Annotated in this window: 15 protein-coding genes; 3 read left to right on the top strand and 12 right to left on the bottom strand. The window is 72.3% G+C overall.

Annotated features, from left to right (window positions below; genetic code table 11):
* Window position 1 precedes the first annotated feature (1 nt).
* Window positions 2-988 (top strand): LAETG motif-containing sortase-dependent surface protein, encoded by a 987-nt coding sequence (locus DMA15_RS22295; protein ID WP_240659890.1) that lies wholly within the window; start codon window positions 2-4, stop codon window positions 986-988.
* A gap of 107 nt (window positions 989-1,095) precedes the next feature.
* Here the strand turns inward: DMA15_RS22295 and DMA15_RS22290 are convergent, their stop codons facing one another.
* From DMA15_RS22290 to DMA15_RS22260, 7 genes are all read right to left on the bottom strand, one after another.
* Window positions 1,096-2,934 (bottom strand): GMC family oxidoreductase, encoded by a 1,839-nt coding sequence (locus DMA15_RS22290; protein ID WP_125514518.1) that lies wholly within the window; start codon window positions 2,932-2,934, stop codon window positions 1,096-1,098.
* A 76-nt stretch (window positions 2,935-3,010) separates the two neighbouring features.
* Entirely contained in the window at window positions 3,011-4,627 is a 1,617-nt protein-coding gene (locus DMA15_RS22285) for a succinic semialdehyde dehydrogenase (protein WP_125514517.1), read from the bottom strand.
* 145 nt (window positions 4,628-4,772) lie between these two features.
* Window positions 4,773-6,434, bottom strand: a complete 1,662-nt coding sequence (locus DMA15_RS22280) for a serine/threonine-protein kinase (protein WP_125514516.1) — start codon at window positions 6,432-6,434, stop codon at window positions 4,773-4,775.
* A gap of 108 nt (window positions 6,435-6,542) precedes the next feature.
* Entirely contained in the window at window positions 6,543-8,207 is a 1,665-nt protein-coding gene (locus tag DMA15_RS22275) for a serine/threonine-protein kinase (RefSeq protein WP_125514515.1), read from the bottom strand.
* Between the two features lie 123 nt (window positions 8,208-8,330).
* Window positions 8,331-9,989 carry a serine/threonine-protein kinase gene (locus tag DMA15_RS22270; RefSeq protein ID WP_125514514.1) on the bottom strand — a complete coding sequence of 553 codons (1,659 nt, stop codon included), beginning with the start codon at window positions 9,987-9,989 and terminating at the stop codon, window positions 8,331-8,333.
* 72 nt (window positions 9,990-10,061) lie between these two features.
* Window positions 10,062-12,851, bottom strand: a complete 2,790-nt coding sequence (locus DMA15_RS22265; RefSeq protein ID WP_125514513.1) for a protein kinase — start codon at window positions 12,849-12,851, stop codon at window positions 10,062-10,064.
* 154 nt (window positions 12,852-13,005) lie between these two features.
* The gene (locus DMA15_RS22260) at window positions 13,006-15,075 is read right to left on the bottom strand and encodes a serine/threonine-protein kinase (RefSeq protein WP_125514512.1); all 2,070 of its coding nucleotides are present in this window, start codon (window positions 15,073-15,075) and stop codon (window positions 13,006-13,008) included.
* A gap of 135 nt (window positions 15,076-15,210) precedes the next feature.
* On the opposite strand from DMA15_RS22260, the gene DMA15_RS22255 reads away from it, so the two are divergent.
* The gene (locus DMA15_RS22255) at window positions 15,211-16,440 is read left to right on the top strand and encodes a serine hydrolase domain-containing protein (RefSeq protein WP_125514511.1); all 1,230 of its coding nucleotides are present in this window, start codon (window positions 15,211-15,213) and stop codon (window positions 16,438-16,440) included.
* Here DMA15_RS22255 and DMA15_RS22250 read toward each other — a convergent pair.
* Window positions 16,437-18,146 carry a glycerol-3-phosphate dehydrogenase/oxidase gene (locus DMA15_RS22250; RefSeq protein WP_125514510.1) on the bottom strand — a complete coding sequence of 570 codons (1,710 nt, stop codon included), beginning with the start codon at window positions 18,144-18,146 and terminating at the stop codon, window positions 16,437-16,439. The genes DMA15_RS22255 and DMA15_RS22250 overlap by 4 nt on opposite strands.
* Before the next feature lie 228 nt (window positions 18,147-18,374).
* On the opposite strand from DMA15_RS22250, the gene DMA15_RS22245 reads away from it, so the two are divergent.
* Complete coding sequence (locus DMA15_RS22245) at window positions 18,375-19,628, top strand: nucleotide sugar dehydrogenase (protein ID WP_125514509.1); 1,254 nt, start codon at window positions 18,375-18,377, stop codon at window positions 19,626-19,628.
* Between the two features lie 74 nt (window positions 19,629-19,702).
* Here DMA15_RS22245 and DMA15_RS22240 read toward each other — a convergent pair whose 3' ends face one another.
* The 4 genes from DMA15_RS22240 to DMA15_RS22225 form a co-directional block, all read right to left on the bottom strand.
* Window positions 19,703-20,827 (bottom strand): GuaB3 family IMP dehydrogenase-related protein, encoded by a 1,125-nt coding sequence (locus DMA15_RS22240; RefSeq protein ID WP_125514508.1) that lies wholly within the window; start codon window positions 20,825-20,827, stop codon window positions 19,703-19,705.
* Window positions 20,828-20,938: 111 nt separating this feature from the next.
* On the bottom strand, window positions 20,939-22,456 hold the full coding sequence (gene guaB / locus DMA15_RS22235) for an IMP dehydrogenase (RefSeq protein ID WP_125514507.1): 1,518 nt from the start codon (window positions 22,454-22,456) through the stop codon (window positions 20,939-20,941).
* A 147-nt stretch (window positions 22,457-22,603) separates the two neighbouring features.
* Window positions 22,604-23,179 carry a sigma-70 family RNA polymerase sigma factor gene (locus DMA15_RS22230; RefSeq protein ID WP_125514506.1) on the bottom strand — a complete coding sequence of 192 codons (576 nt, stop codon included), beginning with the start codon at window positions 23,177-23,179 and terminating at the stop codon, window positions 22,604-22,606.
* Between the two features lie 266 nt (window positions 23,180-23,445).
* On the bottom strand, window positions 23,446-24,057 hold the full coding sequence (locus DMA15_RS22225; RefSeq protein ID WP_003948568.1) for a response regulator transcription factor: 612 nt from the start codon (window positions 24,055-24,057) through the stop codon (window positions 23,446-23,448).
* Between the last annotated feature and the right edge of the window lie 164 nt (window positions 24,058-24,221).

Genomic DNA, 24,221 nt, shown 5'->3' with positions numbered 1-24,221 from the left:
GATGGCGCTTCTGTCGGCTCCGGCCGCGTACGCCACCGAGGGCACCGCCCCTGCACTGGCTGAGACGGCCGAGCCGACCAAGAAGCCCGCCCCGCCGAAGCCCCCGGCCGACAAGCCGGCGGACCCGGAGAAGCCGGGAGACCCCGAAGAGCCCGGAGACCCCGAAGAGCCGGGTGAGCCCGGCCCCGAGCCCACGGACGACGAGACGACGGACGAGTCGCAGCACCCGGAGGACGACGAGGAGGAGCCGGAGCCCGCCGACTGCCCGGTCGACGAGGACACCGGCGTCGACCTCGACTCCGAGCTGGAGATCGAGCTGACCGGCCTGCCCGGCAAGATCGTCGCGGGCAGCGGCTGGCACCCGTTCAAGCTGACCGCCACCAACCCCACCGACGAGGCGTTCGGCGAGGTCAACTGGTCCGCGGCCGTGGAGAACGAGTCGGAGAGCGACGACACGAAGGACTGGCTGAGCAACCACGCCGACCTTCAGTTCCTCGACCCCGAGACCGGGACCTGGACCTCGGTCGACAGCGACCTGAACGGCGGCCTCGCCTTCGGCGTCGTCGAGCTGGGCGCCGAGGAGAGCGTCGACATCAAGCTGCGGCTCAACATCAGCGCCAAGGCCCCGGCCGGTGCGGGCTACGCGCTCGGCCTCGGCGGTTACGTCGACTCCGAGCTGGACTGCGTACACAACTCGTTCACGGAGTACCCGCTGACGATCCTCAAGCCCGGCAGCGAGAACGAGCACCCGGGTACGCCGAAGCCGAAGAAGCCGACGAAGAAGCCGTCCGTCGTCACCCAGCCGCAGGGTGGTGCCAAGAATCTCCCCGTGACCCCCAGCCTCGCCGAGACCGGTTCCAGCTCGGCGCTGCCGGCCATCGGCCTCGTCGGCGGCGCCGCCGTGGTCGTCGGTGCGGGCGCGGTCTTCGTCGTACGCCGCCGCAAGACCGAAGCCGAGACCGCCAACACCGCCGACACCACCGGATAGGGCGGCGCGCCGCCGGATGACGGCGGCTCACAAGCACGCGGAAGGACCTGCGCTCGGAGGGGGGCGCAGGTCCTTACGTGTATCTCCGGACGCGCGTCCGACCCCGCTCACCGCTTGGGCGGCACCGTCGGCATCCCCAGGAACGGCAGCTTCAGCGCGCCGAAGGCGTCCGCGGGGACCGCCGGGGTCTTCGGCTCCACGGCCGTGAGCCGCACATACCGCTCGCCCTGCGTCGGACGCGGGTCCACACCCCCCTTGTTGGGCCAGAACGACATCGCGCGCTCGGCCTGCGCGGTGATGGTCAAGGACGGGTTGACGCCCAGGTTCGCGGAGACGGCGGCGCCGTCGACCACCGAGATCCCCGGGTGGCCGTAGAGCCGGTGGTAGGGGTCGATGACACCGGTGTCGGCCGAGTCGCCGATGGGGCAGCCGCCGAGGAAGTGGGCGGTCAGCGGGGTGCCCATCAGCTCGCCGATGTTCGAACCGGCGAAGCCGTTGATCTCCTTGGACAGGAGCGTCGCCGCGCGCGTGGCCTCCGGTATCTGGTCGGGGTTGGGCGCGCCGTGGCCCTGCCGGGCGGTGAGCAGGCCCTTCCCGATCCCCTTCTCCTTGCGGTACGTGGTCAGGGAGTTGTCGAGCGACTGCATGACCAGGCCGATGATGACCCGCTCCGACCAGCGCCGGTTGGAGAGCGACCGGACCGTGAGCATGGGGTGGCGGGCGACGTTGGCGAGCCAGCCGGCGACCCGCGCCTTGCCGCCCTTCGCGCTGTAGGGGACCTGGAGGACGGTCAGGCTGCCCATGGCGTTGGACTTCTTGCCGTAGCGGACGGGCTCGATGTGCGTGTTCTCGTCCGGGTGTATCGAGGAGGTGATCGCGACGCCCTTGGTGAAGTCGACCTTCTGCCCGCCGTGCCGCTTGCGGTAGCGGCGGTCGGTGGTCTGGGCGCCCACCAGGGCCTCGGAGTTGGTGCGGGTCATCGTGCCGAGCCGGGCGGAGACGCGCGGGAGCAGGCCGCTGTCCTTCATGCGGTGCAGGAGCGTCTGCGTGCCGTACGTACCGGCGGCGATGACGACCTTGCGGGCCTTGAACACCCGACCCTTGCCCTTGCGCCTGTCGTCGGTGGGCAGGGTGGCGACGGCGTAACCGCCCCGTGAGTCCTCGGTGACGGCGACGACCGACGTCATGGGGTGGATGACCGCCCCGGCCTTCTCCGCCAGGTAGAGGTAGTTCTCGTTGAGGGTGTTCTTCGCGCCGTGCCGGCAGCCGGTCATGCACTCGCCGCACTCGGTGCAGGCGCGCCGCGAGGGCCCCGCGCCGCCGAAGTAGGGGTCGGGGACCTCGGCGCCGGGCCGGGTCGTCGACGTACCGTCCGCGTCGTCCTTGTCGCCGAAGAAGACGCCGACCGGCGCCATGTGGAAGCTGTCGCCGACGCCCATCTCCTCGGCGGCGGCCCTCAGATGGACGTCCGAGGGTGTCGTCGTCGGGTTGAGCCGTACGCCGAGCATGCGCTTGGCCTGCTCGTAGTAGGGGCTCAGTTCGTCCTGCCAGTCCGTGATGTTCTTCCACTGCGGGTCGTTGAAGAACGGGGCGGGCGGTACGTAGAGGGTGTTGGCGTAGTTGAGCGAGCCGCCACCGACTCCGGCGCCCGCGAGGACCATCACGTTGCCGAGCAGGTGGATGCGCTGGATGCCGAAGAGGCCGAGGGCGGGCGCCCAGAGGTAGTTCTTCAGGTCCCAGGAGTTCTTGGGCAGCGTCGCGCGCGTGAAGCGGCGCCCGGCTTCGAGGACGCCGACGCGGTAGCCCTTCTCCGTCAGACGCAGGGCGGAGACCGCGCCGCCGAAGCCGCTGCCCACGACGATGACGTCGTAGTCGTACGCGTCGCTGTCGTACGCGTCGCCGGGCACGTCGGTGCCCTGGTTCCGGGCAGAGCTCTCCTGTGACATCGACTCTCCTCGTCAAATTGCCCGCAGGCCGTCTGTGGTTGCTCACGCAGCTCCCCGCGCCCCTTACGGGGCGCAGCTAACGCAGTCGGAGCGCCTTCATGACCTTGAGGCTCGTGGTCATGAACGCCGCGTACTTCTCGTCGTCGAGGCCGAAGGACGGCGCCAGCGGCATGAGCCGCTGGTGGGCGACGGTCTGCGCCTCGGTGAACTTGAGGATGCCCTCGGAGCCGTGGCGGCGGCCGAGGCCCGACTCCTTCATGCCGCCCATCGGGGACTGGGCGCTGCCGTAGGCGGGCGCGTAGCCCTCGTTGACGTTCACCGTGCCGGTGCGCAGGCGGGCGGCGATCTTGCGGCCGCGGCTGCCGTCCTTCGTCCAGACCGAGGAGTTCAGGCCGTACGACGTGGCGTTGGCCAGCTCGATCGCCTCGTTCTCGTCCGTGAAGCGGTAGAGGGAGACGACCGGACCAAACGTTTCCTCGGTGCAGACCGCCATCGGGGCCTCGACGTTGTCCAGGATGGTCGGCTCGAAGAAGTAGGGGCCTATGTCCGGGCGCGCGACGCCGCCCGTGACCAGCGTGGCGCCCTTGGCGACGGCCTCCTCGACGTGCCGGGTCACGGTCTCCAGCTGCCGCTCGCCGACGAGTGAGCCCATGTCGGCGCCGTACGCGAGGGACGTGCCGAGCCGCATCGCCCGCGTCCGCTCGGCGAAGCGCTCCACGAACCGGTCGGCGATCGACTCGTGGACGTACAACCGCTCGATGGAGATGCAGAGTTGGCCCGCCGACGAGAAGCAGGCGCGCACCGCGCCGGCCGCCGCCTTGTCGATGTCGGCGTCGTGCAGGACCAGCATCGCGTTCTTGCCGCCCAATTCGAGCGAGACGCCGACCAGGCGGGCCGCGGCGCCTTGCGCGACCTCGCGGCCCGTGCGCGTGGAGCCGGTGAAGGAGACGTAGTCGGCGTGCTTGACGATCTCCGGGCCGACGACCGGGCCCTCGCCGAGGACGACCTGGAAGACCTCGGACGGCAGGCCCGCCTCGATGATCAGGTCACGGGCCCACAGGGCGGTGAGGCAGGTCTCCGTGTCGGGCTTCATCACGAGCGCGTTGCCCGCGACGAGCGCCGGGAGCGCGTCGCCGATGGAGAGTTCGAGGGGGTAGTTCCAGGGAGCTATCTGTCCGACGACCCCGCGCGGCTGGCGGTTCTCGGTGACCTTGGTGAGCACCGGGACGACGCCGGTGTGCCGCTTGGGGCTCAGATACGAGGGGGCCTTGCGGCCGTAGTGCCGGGCGGCGACCACCACGGCCTGGATCTCCTCGTGCGCGTGGAGGCGGGCCTTGCCGGTCTCCAGCTGGATCAGGTCGAGCACCTCGGCCTGGCGCTGGAGCACCAGGTCGTGGAAGCGGAGCAGCACCGCGGCGCGCTGCCGTACGGGCGTCCTGGCCCAGGCGATCTGGGCGGTGCGGGCCCGCTGGAACGCGGTGGCCACGTCCTCGGGGGTGGACTCGGGCAGGTCGGCCAGCTTCTCGCCGGTGAGCGGCGTGTGGTTGGCCGTGCGCCCCGAACCTATGACGTCACGGGTGAGCTGGGCTATCAGCTCGGGCGTGACCACGTCGGCGGCGGTGCGCGCGCCTGCGGGGGCCGGGGCGGTCGGGTTCGTTCCGAGGGGCGCTGCGGTGGCCTGCGTGTCCGTCATGCTCGTGAGAGTAGGCGCACGTCAGGGTTTTGGGTACCCATCGGTAATCAGCCTTCACCGCCCACTCGCAAGACGCCAGTGATTGCTGGCGACAAAGCTGCTGATCAGCGCGTTGTCACCCGCCACGCCCCTCGGGGAGACCTTTTCAGAGCTTGTCGAGTTCCAGGTTCTCGATGGCGGTCCTCGCGACCTCGCGGCCCCGCTCGGTGAAGTCGCCCTTGCCGGGGTAGCCGATCAGCATCCGGTACATGTCGCCCGACTTGGTCTTGTAGTAGAAGGCCTTCAGCTCGCGCGGGCGCGGGTTCTCGCTGTCCGTCGTGGAGTAGACGACCGTGTTCTCGGCGGCCTTCTCCTCCTTGAACTCGGTCTCCTTGGAGTCGCTCTTGGGTACGGGGTCGGAGGCCATGCCCAACTCGTAGTTGCCGGACTCCTTGAAGACGGCGTCGTCGTCGTACATCTCCGCGGCCGCCGTGGCCGCGATCTCCCCGCTGCTGTCCTCGGCCTTCTTCATCAGCGAGAGGTTGACCCAGACGCTGCCGCTCGGGTCGGTGTACTGGACCCAGTGCTTCTTCTCCTCGGAGTTGTCGTCCTCCGTCTTCTTGTACCCGTCGGGCACGGAGACGGTCGCCGCCAACTCCTTCGCCTCGTGCTCCTTCCACCCCTCGGCCTGCGAACCCGCGAACGGGTTCAGCGCCGCCAGCACGCCCGCCGCCACGGCCACGACGACCACCCCGGCGATGACCGCCAGCGCCTTGCGGCTCAGGAAGACTCCCTTGCCGCCGCGCCCGTCGCCGCCGCCCGCGACCGTGACGACCTGCGTCGGCGCCGGCTGCGGGGATTTGGCCGCCTCCTCCAGGAGGGCGCGGACCCGCGCCGCGTCCGGGCGGTGCGCCGGGTCCTTGGCGAGCAGGCCGTTGATCGCCTCGGCGAGCGGGCCGGAGGCCGCGGCGGGCGCGGCGGGCGTCGCGTTGAGGACGGACTGGAGCGTCGCCGGGGTGTTGCTGCGGCGGAACGGCGAGACGCCCTCGGTCGCCGCGTACAGGACGACACCCAGCGACCAGAGGTCGGAGGCCGGGCCCGGGCGCTGGCCGAGGACCCGCTCCGGGGCGATGAACTCGGGCGAGCCGACGAAGCCGCCCGTATCCGTCAGATTGGTCTCGCCCTCGATCTGGGCGATGCCGAAGTCGGTGAGGATGACCCGGTCGTGCCTGCCGAGCATGACGTTGTCCGGCTTCACGTCCCGGTGCAGGATGCCGGCCTGATGCGCGGCGTCCAGGGCGTTCAGGACGTGGAGGCCGATGCGGGCGGCCTCGCGGGCGCCCAGGGTGCCCTCCTGGAGCGCGGCGCCGAGCGAACGGCCCTGGACCAGCTCCATGACGATCCACGGCTGCCCGTCCTCGACCGCCACGTCATGGACGTTGACGACGGCGGGGTGGTCGAGGCGGGCGGCGGCGCGCGCCTCGCGGCGCATCCGCTCGAAGGCGTTGGCGCGCTCGCGCTCGGGCAGGTGGTCGGGCAGGCGCGGCTCCTTCACCGCGACGTCGCGGTCCACCGTCTCGTCCTTGGCGCGCCACACCGTTCCCATGCCGCCGTGGCCGAGCTTGGCCAGCAGCCGGTAGCGTCCCGCGATCAGACGGCCCGCGCCGGGGTCGATCTCGGACGGCTGGTCCGGTACGGGGGCGACGTGGGCGGGCTGGACGTATGGATTCGGGCCGAGTTGTCCGGGGACGCCGGGCTGTCGCGGCGGTTGCAGGCCGTAGCTGGTGGGCTCGTACGGGCCGTATGAGGTGCCCCCGTCATTACTCATGTCCCCATGATTACCGTGCGGGGTACCTCGGTTTCCAGCCAGACCCTCGACTTGTGACCGGGGTGATGCACGAGGTCACGCAGGGGCCATGGCGCGCGGGGTCCGCCGCTACCCGCGTACGAACGTGTCGACCGCCGTGTCGAAGTACTTCCGGGTCTGCTCCGCCTGCTCCGCCGGGCCCGAGACCCACACGTCGTACATCCTGCCGCCCTCCTCCCAGCACAGGTCGTAGGTGTGCCGCTCGCCCTCCGTCTCGCTGAAGCCGTCCCAGGTGAACTCCCACAGGGCGGCGGGCCGGCCGTTGCGCGTGGTCTCGGTGACCTCGCTGTTGCGGTAGCCGGGGTTGTTCCGCGGCCCCTCGGTGTCGGCGCGGCGCTGCGCGGCGAGCGGGCCGCCCGGCTCGGGGTCCGTCTCCTTGATGCCGACGCGGTAGGTGCCGCTCGGCGAGATGTAGAAGACCCGGGGCCCGTCGGTCTTCCGCTTGAAGCCCTTCGGCACGGCGATCGTGAAGCCCTCGGGGTCCTTCGCCAGCCGGTAGCCCTCGGGCGGCTGGGGCGTGGACGGCCTGGGCGGGGCCGGTTCGGGCGTACGCGTGCCCTGAGTGACCGTCACCGTGGGGGTCGGGTCGCCGACGGTGGTGGAGGGCGAGGCCGAGTTGGTCGGCGTGCCGCCGTCCCCGTCCCGGCCCAGCAGGAGCGCGGTGGCCGAGACCCCGGCCCCGGCCACGGCCGCCACCAGCGCCGCGGCGATCAGCATGGCCCGGCTCTGGCGGCCCCGCGGCCCGGCGGGCTCGGCGCGCCCCGGGAACAGTTCGCGGCGCGGGTGGAGGAAGCCGCCGGGTGCGGACCCGCGGCGCGGGTGGAGGAAGCCGCCGGGCGCGGGCGTGAGCGGGCCGGGCCTGCCGTTCCCCGGCCGCTCGGGCATCCGCCCCGTGTCGACGTACGCGCGCAGCAGCCGTTCCGCCTCCGCGGCGGCCAGCCGCCGCCGGGGGTCGCGCTCCAGGAGGCCGAGGACGGCCGGGAGGAGCGGTGCCGCGCTGTCCGGCGGGCGTATCTCCTCGTAGACGACCGCGTGCAGGACTCCGCCGATGGAGTCCCTGCGGAAGGGTGACTCACCGGCGAGCGCGGTGACGAGCAGCGCGCCGAGCGACCACAGGTCGGACTCGGGGCCGGTGTGCTCCCCCGCGATGCGCTCGGGCGCGGTGTACTCGGGCGAGCCGACGAACGACCCCACCTCCGTGAGCGTCGTCGCCCCTGTGACCTGCGCGATCCCGAAGTCGGTGAGGACGACACGGCCGGTGTCCCGCTCCATGAGGACGTTGCCGGGCTTGAGGTCGCGGTGCAGGATGCCCGCCTCGTGGGCGGTGCTCAGGGCGCCGAGCAGGTCGATGCCCATGCGGGCGACGGTCTCCGCGTCGATCGGCCCGTGCCGCGCGATGCGGGCCGCCAGCGAACCGCCCTCGATCAACTCCATGACGATGAACGGCTGTTCGTCCTCCACGACCACGTCATGGACGACGACGATGTGCGGATGCCGCAGCTGGGCCACGGCACGCGCCTCACGCAGGGACCGCTCGTGCTGCTGCGTCGCCTCGGTGTCGGAGAGCGTCTCGTCCCGCTCCAGCTCCTTCACGGCGACCTGCCGCCCGAGAAGCAGATCGGTGGCGCGCCATACGATTCCCATCCCGCCCCGGCCGAGTCGCGCCTCCAGGCGGTAACGGCCGGCGATCACACGGTCGCTGCCCCCACCTGCGCGGTCTCCCAGGCTCCCCATGCGGCCATCATGCCCCACAGGTGTGCGAACGGAATGGGTCTCACCGAGTGGCGGACGGGTTCCGGCCGCAGTCGTTGGGCGCATCGGGGGCGCACCGGATGCCCCAGGAGCGCGCGGGGGCGCTCACCCCTCTCGCCATCCCCGCAGCATCGCGTCGAACTGCTGCCTGGTGCTCGCCCAGTTGTCGGCGGGGGCCGACATGTAGAGGCCGTACTCGACGCCGTCACGGCCGATATACATCTGCTCGATGGCGCGGCGCGGGCCCGCGGTGGTGTCGTTCGCCCCCGCCGTCCAGCTGAACTCCCAGAGGGCGCCACGCTGGTCGCGGAACGTGTTGGAGTTGAGGTGCAGCCGCCGGTAGTCGGGCAGCTTCTCGCGCAGGGGTCTCTCCAGGGAGAGCTGATGCCGGTACGGGGTCTCGTACTGCGGGTTCTTCTCGACGGCGATGCGCAGGAAGCGGCGGCCGCCGTCGGGTGTGTAGTCGACCTGGTCGCCGTCGACTTCACGCTTCCAGCCCTTGGGCAGCATGAGGCTGAAGCCGTTCGGGTCGTGCACCCGCCGCCAGTTCTCGGGGATGCCGCTGACGGTCTCGCCCGGGCCGCCTTCGGCCGCCGGGGCCCGCGTCCGGCCGTCGTCGTCGGCCATGAAGCGCAGGTAGCCGAAGACGCCACCGCCGCCGACCAGCGCGGCCACGAGGGCGAGGGCGACGACGGCGGGCCAGCCGCGGCTTCCGGCGGAGCGGCCGGACGGTGCGGACGCGGGTCTGTCGCGCGCCCCGGCGGAGCCTTCACCGCCACCCGCGTCCGGGCCCCCGGCGGCCCCCTCGACCACGGTCGCGGCGTCGGAACCGCTCCGCCCGGAGTCGGTCCCGCTCAGCCCGGAGTCGGTCCCGCTCCGCCCGGGTACGGGGTGTCGCGCGTGCACCCGCGTCGGCTCGTACGCCTGCACCCCGCTCGGCCGCCGCCCCTCCGCCGCCTCGGCGAGCATCAGTTCGGCCTCCTCGGCGGTGGGCCTGGCCGCCGGGTCCTTGCGCAGGAGGGCGCTGATGACAGGTGCGAGGACGCCCGCGTGCCCGGGTGGCGCGGGCTCCTCGGTGACCACGGCCTGCATGGTGCCGATCGGTGACGTGCGCCGGAACGGGGAGTTCCCCTCCACCGCCGTGTACAGCGTGGCGCCGAGCGCCCACAGGTCGGACGCCGGGCCCGGGACGGCGCCGCTGACCCGCTCGGGCGCCAAGTAGTCGACGGAACCGACGACTTCGCCGGTCCGCGTGACCGTCGAGTCCCCCTCGATCGCCGCGATCCCGAAGTCGGTGAGCAGGATCCGCCGGTCCTCGGAGAGCAGGACGTTGCCCGGCTTGACGTCACGGTGGAGCACCCCGGCGGCGTGCGCGGCGCGCAGGGCCCTGAGGGTCCACAGGCCGATGCGGGCGGCCTCGCCGGACTCGACGCGGCCCCGCTCCCTGACGGCGTCCGCCAGCGAACAGCCCTCGACCAGCTCCATCACGATCCAGGGCCGGTCGTCGTACTCCACGACGTCGTGAACGGTGACGACAGCGGGGTGGTTGATCCGGGCGGCCGCCCGCGCCTCGGTCCGCGTGCGCGCGAAGAGGACCGCGCGGTCGGCCTCCTGCACGTACTGCGCGGCCGTCAGCTCCTTGACGGCGACGGCACGGTGCAGCACCTCGTCCTGGGCGCGCCACACGCGTCCCATGCCACCGCGGCCGATGGGCTCCCCGAGTCGGTAGCGGCCCGCGAGGAGCAGGCCCTGGCTCTGATTCACGTTCCCCCGCAATGGTCTTGACAAGGCCAGGTTAAGGAGGGAGGAGCGCGCGGGGAACCACAGGGGCCGTCGCTAGCCGGATACTTGGTACGTCTTCGACGCCTGCTCGTACAGCCGCGACACCTCGTCCCGCTCCGCCTCGGGCCCGCGCACCTGCACGACGTGGTACTTCCCGCCGACGACCATCACGAGATTGCGTACGTAGATCTCGCGGCCCTGCGCGTCCTGCCAGGTGAACTGCCCCTCGGCCATGGCACGTCCGCCGACGTCGATGCGCCGCATGCCGCTGGAGGTCGCCCAGGAGGAGTCGCGGAACGGCTGCAGCTCGCGCTCGTGCTCGCGCTGGTACTCCATGGGGTCGCTGCCGTAACCGTCCGTGGTGTCGCGGCCCGGCACGACGAGCAGTTCGAATCCGCCGTGGGTGTAACGGACCTGGCCGCGCCCGTTCTTGGGCTGACGGTCCCAGCCGCGCGCCACGGCGACGCGGAAGCCCTCCGCGTCCTTGCGCAGCGCGAATCCCTGCGCCGGCTCGGGGCCGGAGGTCTGCGGCTCCTGTGAGCTGGGGCTTCTGCTGGGCTCGTCATCGCCGGGCGGCGCCGTCTGCTCGCGGCCGGGGCCCGTGGTGGCCTCGCGGCCAGGGTCCGTGCTCGCCTCGCCCACGGTCCCGGCGCGGTCGCCCGACGCCTTGTCGTCGCTCTTGGGCATGAAGAACATCGCGTACGCGATCGCCGCGACGAGCCCGACGAGGATGGCGAGGAGCAGCAGCCGCCCGAGCGAGCGGGGCCGCGCCGGGCCACTGGCCCGCGGCGCGCGGCTCGGCCCGGTCTCGTGGACCAGCCTGGGCTCGCGCGGCGGCGCGGTCTCGCGGACCCTTCGCGGCTCGCGGTCGCGGCGCCCGCGCGCGGCCCGCACGTCCTTGCCGCGCCCCCGCTTGTGCCGCCCGTGCCCCGGCCCGCCGGTGGTGGCGGGCGCCGTCGCACGCCACCTGCGCACGACCTCGCCCCTGCGGCGTACGACGGGCAGTCGTCCGGCGTCGTAGGGCGGCACCGGCACGACATGCGCCCCGGCCTCCGGCTCCGGCGCGGAGCGCACCAACGAGCGCAGCCAGCCGCCCAGCTCCTCGAAGTCGAGCCGCTCGGTGGGGTCCTGGCGGAGCAGGGACTCGACGACGGGCCGCAGCGGGCCGCACTCCTCGGCGAAGGCGGGCGGCTCGGCGCAGACCAGCTGCACCAGCTCGGCGGTGTTGTCCTCGGGGTAGGGCGCGTGTCCCTGCACGGCGCGGAAGAGCAGCGCCCCGAGGGCCCACAGGTCGGTGGCGGGACCGATCGGCGCGGCGAGCTGCCAGTTCTCGTGCACGGGGCCGGCCTGTTCGGGCGCCCACCGCTCGGTGACGGCGCCGACGACGACCATGCGGGCGTGCCGGGCCCGCTCGGCGGCCAGAGCGGTGGTGGGCCCGCGCAGCCCGGCCGCCTCGCCCTCGGGCACGCCCCAGTCGCCTTGCGCCGGGGCTTGTTCCCGGGCTTGCTCCGGGGCTTGTTCCCGGGCGCCCTGCTCCCGGTTCCGGTACTCCTCGCCGACTTCTCCGTGCTCCTTGTAGGCCGGGCCCTGGCCAAAGCTCACGCCCGGACCGGGGCCGCTCTGACTGCGGGGCATGCCCTGACTGGGGATCACGCCCTGGCCGGGGACGGTGGCTTCGCCTCGACCGGCACCGGCGCCGGGCCCCCGCGGCACCGCCCCGTGCCAGGGCTTCGTCTCGCCGACTCCGTAGGGGTCCGAGATCCGCCCGGCCGCCCCGGGCTCCCACTCTCCGCCCGCCGCCTCGTACGCCGACTCATACGCCGTCTCGTACCCGGCCGTCTCCGGGGCCGTCCCGAAGCCGCCGCCCTCACCGCTCCGCGGCCCCGGCACCCCGGGAGTCTCCTCGTCGACCCGGGCCGCCGCCCGCGCCGCCCCCGCGCGGTACGCCGCGATGGACCCGCCGCGCCCGCCCCGCGCCTCGCCCCAGGCAGCCCCCGCGGCGCCCGCGGTCTCCGCCGCTTCCGACGCCTCGACAGCCCGCCGCGCCACGGCATCCCCGCCGCCCCGCGCGCGCCCCCCGAACTCGACGGCCTCGTCGGCCCCTTCGTACGCTTCGGCCCCTTCGTACGCCTCCGGTGCGGGTTCGAGCGGCACGTCCCCGGACTCGTACGCCGCCACATTCCCGACCGACCCCGCGGAACCCGTGGCCTCCCCCGCCTCCACGGGCCGTGGGTCGTACCCGCACAGGGCCTCCTCGGCCGCCCCGGCCGCCAGGCCCGTCAGCATCACGCGGCCGTCGTCGCAGATCAGGACCGTGCGCGCGGTGATGTTCCGATGCACCCACCCGTGCGCGTGCAGCACGCGCAGCGCCGCGAGGACGTCCGCCGCGACCTCCGCCGCCCGGTACGGACTCAGCGGGCGGTCCGCGAGGAGCGCCGCCAGCGGCCTCGCCGCCACCAACTCGCTCACTATCCAGAGCGAGCCGCCCTCCGCGAACACGTCGAAGACCTGGTCGAGCCGGGGGTGGTCCGGTATCTGCGCGGCTGTCTGCGCCGCCTCCATCGCGCGCCGCACGGCCGGATCCGTGGGCCTGCGCGTCGTCCGCGCCGCGGAGCGCCGCACTCCGGCGCCGCCCGCACCCGCCCGGGGGACGAACCCCTCGGGCAGGTCGTCCTCCTCAAGGACCTCCGCCTCGACGATCTCCGGCAGCGGGACCTGCCTGACGAGGACTTCCTGCCCGCTGTACGTGTCGAAGGCGCGGGATTCGGCGAGTTCGTACTCGTCCGTGGGCGGCAGCGGCAGGCGGTAGCGGTCGGCGAGCACCCGTCCCGCATAGTCGTCCACGATGCCTCCCCCGTCCGCCCGGTGGTCAATTCCGTTCGTCTTGTGGCTCGTTGCGGCTGCGTACGGTCCGCAGGCACTCACGATACGTGCCGTGGGCGAACCGCAATGAGGGGATACGAGATCCCGTCACCGCAATCTCAGGCCCGGCGCGGACTCACGACTTCGGCTGGAACGTCTTCGTGAAGGTCCGCCACGTGTCCCGCCGCTGATCGCCCTTCCAGTCGTCGGCCTTGGCCGTGTACATGATTCCGTAGCCCAGTCCGCCGTTGACGACGAAGCCCCGGTCGACGGACCGGTACTTGGTCCCGCCCTCCACATAGGTGAATTCCCAGTCGGCGGTGTTCCACCCGCGGAAATCCACCTTCTCTATCCTTATCCGGTCATACTGCGACCGGACCATGTGCCTTTCCTGGTTCTTCCAGTCGAGCACCGGGTTGTCCTTGGGCGCGGTCGTCCAACCGACCAGCAGCTTCTGCCCGTCGGGCCCGGTGAACCGCGCGCCCGCGACGCTCGTGGACTGGTACTTCCACCCCTTCGGCAGCCCGATCTTGAAGCCCTGGGAGTGCTCGTACGTGGATTCGGCGCCGTCACCCGGCTTCTTGCCGTCGTCCTGGCCCGGGTCGTGGCCCTCGCCCTCGTCGGCGTCCGAACCCTTGCCCGGGTCGGTGCCCTGGCCCTCTTCCTTGTCGTCCCCGGACCCGGAGCCCGAACCGGAGCCCTTGTCCGTGTCCTTACCGGCGTCGCCCTTACCGGCGTCGGCGCCGTCCTTGCCCTGCCCGTCGCCCCCGGCACTCGCCCCGCTGGACGCGGCCTTGTCGCCGCCCTTGCTGTCCTTGCCGGAGTCGCCGTCCTCCCCGCCCGAGAGCGCGAAGGCGAGCACCGTACCGAGCACGGCGAGCACGGCCACCACGGACACGATCACCAGCGTCCGACGCGGCACCACATCGGTGAGCGACGCCTTCGGAGCCACGCGCGGCGACGCACCCGCAGGTGCCATCGGCGACGCACTCGGACGTGGCGGTACGCCCGCCACCGAGCCGGCACCCGGCCCCGTCGCCGAACCCGTCCCCGCCTGCGGACCGGAGACCGCGCCCACCGCTGCGCCCGTCGCCGCCGAGGCCGCCTTGCGGACCGAGCGCAGCGCGCCTTTCAGCCCGTCGGCGGCTTCCTCGCCCTTGCGGCCCGCGACGGCCCCGGACGCACCGGCGGCGCCCGCGGCACCGGCGGCCGCGCCCGACTTCTTCGTCAGCCGGGCCGGCGTGCCCGCCCTGACGGGCTTGGCCGTCCTGGCCGTCTTCTTCGGCGCCGGAGGCACCGGAGGCAGCGGCACGACCTTGGTCGCCTCGACCGGGTCCGGCTCCGCCTTGGGCTCCGGCGCGTGGATCACGTCCCTCAGGAGCGCCCGCGCCCCCGCGTCGTCGAGCCGCTGCTCGGGGTCCTTGGCGAGGAGGCCGTAGATGACCTTCTCCAACGGACCGGCGTTCTTCGGCGGATCGACGTCCTCGGTCATCACCGCGGTGAGGGTCGCGATGGCCGACCCCTTGTCGTACGGAGGCACGCCCTCCACCGCCGCGTACAGCAGACCGCCCAGCGACCACAGGTCGGCCGCGGGACCCGGCTTGTGCCCGCGGGCACGCTCCGGGGAGATGTACGAGGGAGCGCCGACGAGCATGCCCGTCGACGTGATCGACGGATCGCCCTCGACCTGCGCGATACCGAAGTCCGTGAGCACGACCCGGCCGTCCTCGGCGATCAGCACGTTCGACGGTTTCACGTCGCGGTGCAGGATGCCCTCGCGGTGCGCGGAGCGCAGCACGTCGAGCACGGCGAGGCCGACCTCGGCCGCCCGCCTCGGCGTGAGCACCCCGTCCTCGCGGATCGCCTCCGCGAGGGACTTGCCCTCGACCAGCTCCATCACGATCCACGGCCGGTCGTCCTCGTCGACCACGTCGTAGACCGTCACCGCGCTGGTGTTGCGGATCCGCGCGATCGCCTTCGCCTCGCGCAGCGTCCGCGTGATGAGCCGCCGCTTCTCCTCCTCGTCGATGCTGGAGGGGAACCGCAGCTCCTTCACCGCGACCGTACGGCCCAGTGTCTCGTCCTTGGCGCGCCACACGGTGCCCATGCCGCCGCGGCCGAGCACCTCTCCCAGCCGGTACCGGCCGGCGAGGAGACGTTCGCTCCTGTCCCGACGGGACTCACCCGTCTGCTCCGCGTCCGACATGCGTCCCCTCTGCTGCTACCGCTGCTACCCGCGCAACCCGCCCTGACAGAGCCTTCATTGTCCCCTACTCGGGGACCGGCCGGCGCCCAGGGTCCACCGTCCCGCATGATGGACCGCGCACAAGGAGGGAGCGCCATGCCGACACCGCGCTCACTGGCGGCCATCGTCGTGGCGGCGACCCTCATCAGCCTGACGGCAGGCCCGCCGCAACCCACGACGTCGACCACGGACGCCACTCTTCCGCTGCTCATCGGCCGAGGCAAGGCCCCGGCCGCGGCCCTCCTGACCCGCGAACTGACCGCACCGCTCCCGAGCACCGCAGGACCGCGCCACCAGCGGCCCCCCGCGGAGCCACAACAGCCCCACGGGACAAGGCCCGTACGCCCGGCACCGCCGGTATCCGGCGCGCCGCGGCCGAGAGGGTCCCGGGCGGCGGCAGCCGCCCCGGGACCGCACGCCCGCCTCCGTGTCCACTTCGCCCACGCCGCCCGCACCGGCCCCGCTCCCGCCCCCGCCGATCACTTCCGGGTGGGCAGCATCACCAAGACGTTCATCGCGACGGTCGTCCTCCAACTCGCGGCCGAGCACCGGCTCTCCCTGTCCGACCCCGTCGAGCGCCACCTGCCCGGGCTCGTACGCGGCCCCGGCGCCGACGGCCGGACCCTCACCCTGCGCGCCCTGCTCACCCACACCAGCGGCCTTTCCGACTTCACCGCCGTCACTCACGGCACCACCCCCGTCACCCCCGCCCAGGCGGTCCGCACCGCCCTGGCCCGCCCCGGGACCCCCAAGGGCCGCTGGGCGTACTCCAATACGAACTACGTCCTGCTCGGCATGGTCATCGAACGCGTCACCGGCAACACGTACGCCACCGAGGCCGAGCGCCGCGTCCTCGCCCCCCTCCGACTCACCGGCACCTCGTTCCCCGGCGCCCGCACCACACTCCCCCCACCGCACGGCCGCGCCTACTCGGGCGACGGCAAGGACGTCACCAGGCTCGACCCACGCGTCGCGGGCGCCGCCGGCGAGGTGATCTCCACCCTCGCCGACCTGAACCGCTTCTACGCCGCCCTGCTCACCGGCCTCCTCCTCCCCGCGCCCCTCCTGCGCGAGATGCTCAACACCCGCGCCGCACACGGCCACTACGGCATGGGCCTGTATCCGCGAAAGCTCCCCTGCGGCACCACGGTGTGGGGCCACAACGGCCATATCGCCGGGAACTACGTCCGCACCGCCGCCACCCGCGACGGCCGACATGTCCTCACCTTCCGCATCAACACGGACAAGTTGGCCGACCCGGGGCTGGAAGCGGCGCTTCTCACCGCCGAGTTCTGCCCCCGCGCCCCGGACGGGCCGCCCCGCTAGCTGAGCGGCACGATGTCGGGCGCGCCCAGCCGCGCCGCGTCCGCCGTCAGGTCGTCGGGCTGGCGCTGCGACTCCCGCTCGGCCTCCACCCGCTTCTCGTAGTGCTGCACCTCCCGCTCGATCTGGTCCTTGTCCCAGCCGAGGACGGGCGCCATCAGCTCGGCGCACTCCCGGGCGCTGCGCGTGCCCCGGTCGAACGTCTCGATCGAGATGCGGGTGCGCCGCGTCAGTACGTCGTCGAGGTGCCGGGCGCCCTCGTGCGACGCGGCGTAGACGATCTCGGCCCGCAGATAGTCGTCGGCTCCCGGCAGCGGTTCGCCGAGGGCCGGGTCCGCGGTGATCAGTTCGAGCACTTCCTCGGCCAGTGCGCCATACCGGTTCAACAGGTGCTCGACGCGCACCACATGAAGGCCCGTCCGCGCGGCGATCCTCGCCCGGGCGTTCCACAACGCCTTGTACCCCTCGGCGCCGACGAGCGGGATGTCCTCCGTGACGCACTCGGCGACCCGCTGGTCGAGGGCGTGCACGGCCTCGTCGACGGCGTCCTTGGCCATGACGCGGTACGTCGTGTACTTGCCGCCCGCGATGACGACGAGGCCGGGCGCCGGGTGCGCGACCGTGTGCTCCCTGGACAGCTTGCTCGTGGCGTCCGACTCCCCGGCGAGCAGCGGGCGCAGCCCGGCGTAGACCCCCTGGACGTCGTCGCGCGAGAGCGGGACCGCAAGGACCGAGTTCACATGCTCCAGGAGGTAGTCGATGTCGGCGCTCGACGCGGCCGGGTGCGCCTTGTCGAGGTCCCAGTCCGTGTCGGTCGTGCCCACGATCCAGTGCCGTCCCCAGGGGATGACGAACAGGACGCTCTTCTCGGTCCGCAGGATCAGTCCGGTCGTGGAGTTGATCCGGTCCTTGGGCACGACCAGGTGGATGCCCTTGGACGCCCTGACGTGGAACTGGCCGCGGTCGCCGACCATCGCCTGCGTGTCGTCCGTCCACACGCCCGTCGCGTTCACCACCTGCTTGGCGCGGATCTCGTACTCCCCGCCGCCCTCCACGTCCTGCACCCGGGCACCCACCACGCGCTCGCCCTCGCGCAGGAAGCCGGTGACGCGCGCGCGGTTGGCGACCTTCGCGCCGTACGCCGCCGCCGTGCGCACCAAAGTGGCGACATAGCGGGCGTCGTCCATCTGCGCGTCGTAGTACTGCATCGCGCCGACCAGGGCGTCCTTCTTCAGGCACGGGGCGACGCGCAGGGCGTGGCGGCGCGTCAGATGGCGGTGCATGGGCAGGCCGCGGCCGTGCCCGCGCGACATCGACATGGCGTCGTAGAGCGCGACGCCCGATCCGGCGTACCACCTCTCCCAGCCCTTGTGCTGCAAGGGGTAGAGGAACGGCACGGGCTTCACCAGATGCGGGGCGAGCCGCTCCAGGAGCAGGCCGCGCTCCTTCAGCGCCTCCCGCACGAGTGCGAAGTCGAGCATCTCCAGATAGCGCAGGCCGCCGTGGATCAGCTTGCTCGAACGGCTGGAGGTGCCCGACGCCCAGTCCCTGGCCTCGACCAGGCCGGTGGACAGGCCGCGGGTGACCGCGTCGAGAGCCGTCCCCGCGCCGACCACCCCCGCGCCCACGACCAGGATGTCCAGCTCCCGGTCGGCCATTCCCGCAAGTGACTCGGCACGCTCGGCCGGCCCCAGTGTCGCTGTCCTCACCGCTGCCTCCCGCTGTGATCGGGTGTGGTCGGACTCACATCATGCCCAGATTTCGTCCCCGCTCGCCGATCGCACCCCGCAGCCTGTGGACAACACTCCGGACTTCGGCGCGGCGCAATACCGTAAATCGGTCATATTTACTCCTAGTCTGACATTGCGCTGGTCCGCCTTGTCCACAGGGCTTGCGCGCTCGTCCCGCTCCGGCTATTGGGAGGACGGCCCACCGCCATGCCCGCAGATCTCGCAGTCATCGGTCTCGGCCACCTCGGCCTGCCCCTTGCGCAGGCCGCCGTCGCACGCGGCATCGCCACCATCGGCTACGACCCCGTCCGCGCCACCGACCTCGCAGGCGGCCGCCTGCCCTGCGACGGCGCCGAGGGGATCCTCACCGCCGCCGACGTCCGCCGGATGCTCTCGGGGGGCTTCCGGCCGACCACCGACCCGGCCGACCTCGGCCGGGTCCGCACCGCCGTCATCTGCGCCCCCACTCCGCCCGCCGCCGACCGCTCGCTCGACCTGAGCCAGGTCGCCGAGGCCGCCCGCGCCCTGGCCGCGCGGCTGCGCCCGCACACCACCGTGATCCTCGAATCCCCCACGTATCCGGGCTCCACCGAGGAATTCGTCCGTCCGATCCTCGAGTCGGGCTCGGGCCTGCGCGCGGGCCGCGACTTCCACCTCGCGTACTCCCCCGGCCGCCTCGACCCCGGCAACCGCTCGCACGGCTACGCGGGCACCCCCAAGGTCATCGGCGGGCTCACCCCGGCCTGCACCGAGTCGGCCGCCGCCTTCTACGGCCGCCTCACCGACAAGGTCGTCCGCGCCCGGGGCCCCCGCGAGGCCGAGACCGTGCACCTCCTGGAGACCAACTACCGGCACGTGAACATGGCCCTGGTCAACGAGATGGCGGTGCTCTGCCACGACCTCGGCATCGACCTGTGGGACGTCATCCGCTGCGCCGAGACCAAGCCCTTCGGCTTCCAGGCCTTCCGCCCCGGGCCCGGCGTCGGCGGCCACGGCGTCCCCCTGGACATCCCGAACCCGTCCCGCGGCGCCCGCCCCCTGCGCATGGTCGAACTGGCCCAGCAGGTCAACGACCGCATGCCCCAGTACGTCATCCAGCGCTCGGCGACCCTGCTCAACGAACACGGCAAGTCCGCCCGCGGCGCCCGCGTCCTGCTCCTCGGCGTCACCTACAAGCCCGACCTCGCCGACCAGCAGGGCGCCCCCGCCCAGGAGGTGGCGACCCGCCTCATGGAGCTGGGCGCGGCCGTCAGCTACCACGACCCCTACGTCCCCCACTGGAACATCCTGGGCCGGCCCGTCCCGCGCGCGGACTCGCTCTACGAGGCGGCCGCCGACGCCGACCTCACGATCCTCCTCCAGCACCACCGCACGTACGACCTGCAAGGCCTGGCCGTGAAGGCCCAGCTGCTCCTCGACACCCGGGGCGCGACCCCGGCGGGCGCGGCCCACCGCCTGTAGGCACGCGCGCGTGAAGGGGCCCGGACGCGTCCGCGTCCGGGCCCCTTCACGACGTCACACGCTCAGCGCGAGCGTCACCGCTTGTGCTGCGCGTCGGCGACCGTCACCTCGACGCGCTGGAACTCCTTCAGCTCGCTGTAGCCCGTCGTCGCCATCGCGCGGCGCAGCGCCCCGAAGAAGTTCATCGAGCCGTCCGGGATGTGCGAGGGACCGGTGAGGATCTCCTCGGTCGTGCCGACCGTGCCCAGGTGGACCTTCTTGCCGCGCGGCACGTCCTCGTGGACGGCCTCCATGCCCCAGTGGTGGCCCTTGCCGGGCGCGTCCGTGGCACGGGCCAGCGGGGAGCCCACCATCACGGCGTCGGCGCCGCACGCGATGGCCTTGGGCAGGTCGCCGGACCAGCCCACGGCGCCGTCGGCGATGACGTGCACGTACCGGCCGCCGGACTCGTCCATGTAGTCCCGGCGGGCGGCGGCGACGTCGGCGACGGCGGTGGCCATCGGCACCTGGATGCCCAGGACGTTGCGCGTGGTGTGCGCGGCGCCGCCGCCGAAGCCGACCAGGACGCCCGCGGCGCCCGTGCGCATCAGGTGCAGGGCGGCGGTGTAGGTGGCGCAGCCGCCCACGATGACCGGGACGTCCAGCTCGTAGATGAACTGCTTCAGGTTCAGCGGCTCGGCGGCGCCGGAGACGTGCTCGGCGGAGACCGTGGTGCCGCGGATCACGAAGATGTCCACACCGGCGTCGACGACGGCCTTGGAGAACTCGGCGGTGCGCTGCGGGGAGAGCGCGGCGGCGGTGACCACACCGGAGTCGCGCACCTCCTTGATGCGCTGCCCGATGAGGTCGGCCTTGATCGGGGCGGAGTAGATCTCCTGGAGGCGGCGGGTGGCGGTCTCCGCGTCCAGCTCGGCGATCTCGTCGAGCAGCGGCTGCGGGTCCTCGTACCGCGTCCAGAGGCCTTCCAGGTTCAGGACGCCGAGGCCGCCCAGCTCGCCGATGCGGATGGCCGTCTGCGGCGAGACGACGGAGTCCATGGGGGCCGCCAGGAAGGGCAGCTCAAAGCGGTAGGCGTCGATCTGCCACGCGATCGAGACCTCCTTCGGGTCGCGGGTGCGCCGGCTCGGTACGACGGCGATGTCGTCGAAGGCGTACGCGCGGCGGCCGCGCTTGCCGCGCCCGATCTCGATCTCAGTCACGTTGTGGGGCCTTTCCCTCTTGGTCTGCCTGTCCAGTATCCCCGACACACACGGAAGGGGCGGCCCCGGTGAGCCGGGACCGCCCCTCCACGCGCGCGTGGAGCCGGAAGACTACTTGTGACGGCTGTAGTTCGGCGCCTCGACCGTCATCTGGATGTCGTGCGGGTGGCTCTCCTTGAGACCCGCCGACGTGATGCGCACGAAGCGGCCGTTGGCCTGGAGCTCGGGGACGGTGCGTCCGCCGACGTAGAACATCGACTGGCGCAGGCCACCGACCAGCTGGTGGACGACGGCCGAGAGCGGGCCGCGGTAGGGCACCTGGCCCTCAATGCCCTCGGGCACCAGCTTCTCGTCGGAGGCGACGCCCTCCTGGAAGTAGCGGTCCTTGGAGAAGGAGCGCTGGTCGCCGCGGGACTGCATGGCGCCGAGCGAGCCCATGCCGCGGTAGGACTTGAACTGCTTGCCGTTGATGAACATCAGCTCACCCGGCGACTCCTCGCACCCGGCGAGCAGCGAGCCCAGCATGACCGTGTCCGCGCCGGCGACGAGGGCCTTGGCGATGTCTCCGGAGTACTGCAGGCCGCCGTCGCCGATGACCGGGACACCGGCCTCCTTGGCGGCGAGCGACGCTTCGTAGATGGCCGTCACCTGCGGCACGCCGATACCGGCGACGACACGCGTCGTACAGATGGAGCCCGGTCCGACGCCGACCTTGATGCCGTCGACACCAGCGTCGATGAGCGCCTGGGCGCCTTCGCGGGTGGCGATGTTGCCGCCGATGACGTCGACGCCGGGGGCGTCGGACTTGATCTTGGCGACCATGTCGCCGACCAGGCGGGAGTGGCCGTGCGCGGTGTCGACGACGATGAAGTCGACGCCCGCGGCGACCAGCGCCTGGGCGCGCTCGAAGGCGTCACCCGCGACACCGACGGCGGCGCCGACGAGCAGGCGGCCCTCTCCGTCCTTGGCGGCGTTCGGGTACTTCTCGGCCTTCACGAAGTCCTTGACCGTGATGAGGCCCTTGAGGACGCCCGCGTCGTCGACCAGCGGAAGCTTCTCGATCTTGTGGCGGCGCAGCAGCTCCATGGCGTCCACGCCGGAGATGCCGACCTTGCCGGTGACCAGCGGCATCGGCGTCATGACCTCGCGCACCTGGCGGCTGCGGTCGTTCTCGAAGGCCATGTCGCGGTTGGTGACGATGCCGAGCAGCTTGCCCGCCGCGTCGGTCACCGGGACACCGCTGATGCGGAACTTCGCGCAGATCGCGTCGGCCTCGGCGAGCGTCGCGTCCGGGTGCACCGTGATCGGGTCGGTGACCATGCCGGACTCGGAGCGCTTGACCAGGTCGACCTGGTTGGCCTGGTCGGCGATGGAGAGGTTGCGGTGCAGCACGCCGACGCCGCCCTGGCGCGCCATGGCGATCGCCATGCGGGCCTCGGTGACCTTGTCCATCGCGGCGGAGAGCAGCGGGACGTTCACCCGGACGTTCTTCGAGATGTACGAGGAGGTGTCGATCTGGTCGGGCGCCATGTCCGACGCGCCCGGCAGCAGCAGCACATCGTCGTAGGTCAGCCCGAGTGTCGCGAATTTCTCGGGCACCCCAGTCGAAGAACCGCCGTTTGCAGTCATGACACCTTCCCCAAATGGCCTTGATCGGTGCGGATGTCCATGCTAACGGGAACGAGGGGTGTCTCATTCCACGACCAAGATCATCGGCATTCTTTGTACGTTCGCACGTCTTCCCGTACGACTACTGCTCGGCGAGTTCCCGTACGGCTACTGCTCGGCGAGCGCCCGCAGCCGGCTCAGCGCCCGGTGCTGGGCCACCCGCACCGCCCCCGGGGACATCCCCAGCATCTGGCCGGTCTCCTCGGCGGTGAGGCCGACGGCGATCCGGAGCAGCAGCAGCTCGCGCTGGTTCTCCGGGAGGTTGGCGAGGAGCTTCTTGGCCCACTCCGCGTCGCTGGAGAGCAGGGCGCGCTCCTCGGGGCCGAGCGAGTCGTCGGGGCGCTCGGGCATCTCGTCGGAGGGCACGGCGGTGGAGCCGGGGCGGCGCATCGCCGCGCGCTGGAGGTCGGCCACCTTGTGCGCGGCGATCGCGAAGACGAACGCCTCGAAGGGGCGTCCGGTGTCCTTGTAGCGCGGCAGGGCGAGCAGGACGGCGACGCAGACCTCCTGCGCCAGGTCCTCCACGAAGTGGCGGGCATCACCCGGCAGCCGGGAGAGCCGGGTGCGGCAGTAGCGCAGGGCGAGGGGGTGCACGTGTGCGAGAAGGTCGTGCGTGGCCTGCTCGTCGCCCTCTACGGCGCGAAGGACGAGGGCACCGATCACCGTCGTCTTGTCATCGCGCATCGGTCCATGGTGCCTTGGTGGCGACTGATCTGCGGCACCGCGTCCGTAGTTGTGCACTGAAGCGTTATGAGCAGGTGCGCCGGAACTCATCTCCTGCGCCCTCCCCTCCCGCTCGATCGACTCGTCCCCGAGGAACTCCACACCTCAAGGATGCGGCATCCGCCGCGAAGCGACGGCAACCGCTCCCGAGGAGGGGCGCCGCGGGCGCCGGTCACCCCGCCCACCGGTCGGCGGGCGGGGAGCGCCGGGCCCCCGCTGCGGCACACTCAGCGGACCAGACCCCAGCGGAAGCCGAGCGCCACCGCGTGCGCCCGGTCCGAGGCGCCGAGCTTCTTGAAGAGGCGCCTGGCGTGCGTCTTCACCGTGTCCTCGGAGAGGAACAGCTCGCGTCCGATCTCCGCGTTCGACCGGCCGTGACTCATGCCCTCCAGCACCTGGATCTCCCGCGCGGTGAGTGTGGGCGCGGCGCCCATCTCGGCCGAGCGCAGTCTGCGCGGGGCGAGCCGCCACGTCGGGTCGGCGAGCGCCTGCGTGACCGTCGCGCGCAGTTCGGCGCGCGAGGCGTCCTTGTGCAGATAGCCGCGGGCACCGGCGGCGACCGCGAGCGCGACCCCGTCGAGATCCTCGGCGACGGTGAGCATGATGATGCGCGCACCGGGGTCGGCGGACAGCAGCCGCCGGACGGTCTCGACGCCGCCCAGACCGGGCATGCGTACGTCCATCAGAATCAGGTCCGAGCGGTCGGCGCCCCAGCGGCGGAGGACTTCCTCGCCGTTGGCCGCCGTCGTCACGCGCTCGACACCGGGCACGGTCGCGACCGCGCGGCGGAGCGCCTCTCGGGCAAGCGGGGAGTCGTCGCAGACGAGGACGGATGTCATGACTGTCCTCCGCGGCTCTCACAGCTGCTGCGCGTCACCTTGAGCCTCCAGGCTGGTACATATTCGTCACCTGTGCGGTTGACGCTCTCGGACACCTGCCCGAGCGCTTCTTCTTTCAACCGCCTCGCACTCTCAACGACGGTCACCCGAAAGAGTTACGGGGC

Origin of the sequence: Streptomyces sp. WAC 01529, from assembly GCF_003945545.1 — a bacterium.
Classification (GTDB): Bacteria; Actinomycetota; Actinomycetes; order Streptomycetales; family Streptomycetaceae; genus Streptomyces; species Streptomyces anatolicus.
The sequence above is the reverse complement of the archived record's forward strand: the minus strand, read 5'-3'. Positions and strand labels throughout refer to the sequence as shown.

Excerpts from the sequence above, each read along its gene's own strand:
- DMA15_RS22295 (WP_240659890.1), top strand. The coding sequence starts at position 2 with ATGGCGCTTCTGTCGGCTCCGGCCGCGTACGCCACCGAGGGCACCGCC.
- DMA15_RS22290 (WP_125514518.1), bottom strand. The coding sequence starts at position 2,934 with ATGTCACAGGAGAGCTCTGCCCGGAACCAGGGCACCGACGTGCCCGGC.
- DMA15_RS22285 (WP_125514517.1), bottom strand. The coding sequence starts at position 4,627 with ATGACGGACACGCAGGCCACCGCAGCGCCCCTCGGAACGAACCCGACC.
- DMA15_RS22280 (WP_125514516.1), bottom strand. The coding sequence starts at position 6,434 with ATGAGTAATGACGGGGGCACCTCATACGGCCCGTACGAGCCCACCAGC.
- DMA15_RS22275 (WP_125514515.1), bottom strand. The coding sequence starts at position 8,207 with ATGGGGAGCCTGGGAGACCGCGCAGGTGGGGGCAGCGACCGTGTGATC.
- DMA15_RS22260 (WP_125514512.1), bottom strand. The coding sequence starts at position 15,075 with ATGTCGGACGCGGAGCAGACGGGTGAGTCCCGTCGGGACAGGAGCGAA.
- DMA15_RS22255 (WP_125514511.1), top strand. The coding sequence starts at position 15,211 with ATGCCGACACCGCGCTCACTGGCGGCCATCGTCGTGGCGGCGACCCTC.
- DMA15_RS22245 (WP_125514509.1), top strand. The coding sequence starts at position 18,375 with ATGCCCGCAGATCTCGCAGTCATCGGTCTCGGCCACCTCGGCCTGCCC.
- guaB (WP_125514507.1), bottom strand. The coding sequence starts at position 22,456 with ATGACTGCAAACGGCGGTTCTTCGACTGGGGTGCCCGAGAAATTCGCG.
- DMA15_RS22230 (WP_125514506.1), bottom strand. The coding sequence starts at position 23,179 with ATGCGCGATGACAAGACGACGGTGATCGGTGCCCTCGTCCTTCGCGCC.
- DMA15_RS22225 (WP_003948568.1), bottom strand. The coding sequence starts at position 24,057 with ATGACATCCGTCCTCGTCTGCGACGACTCCCCGCTTGCCCGAGAGGCG.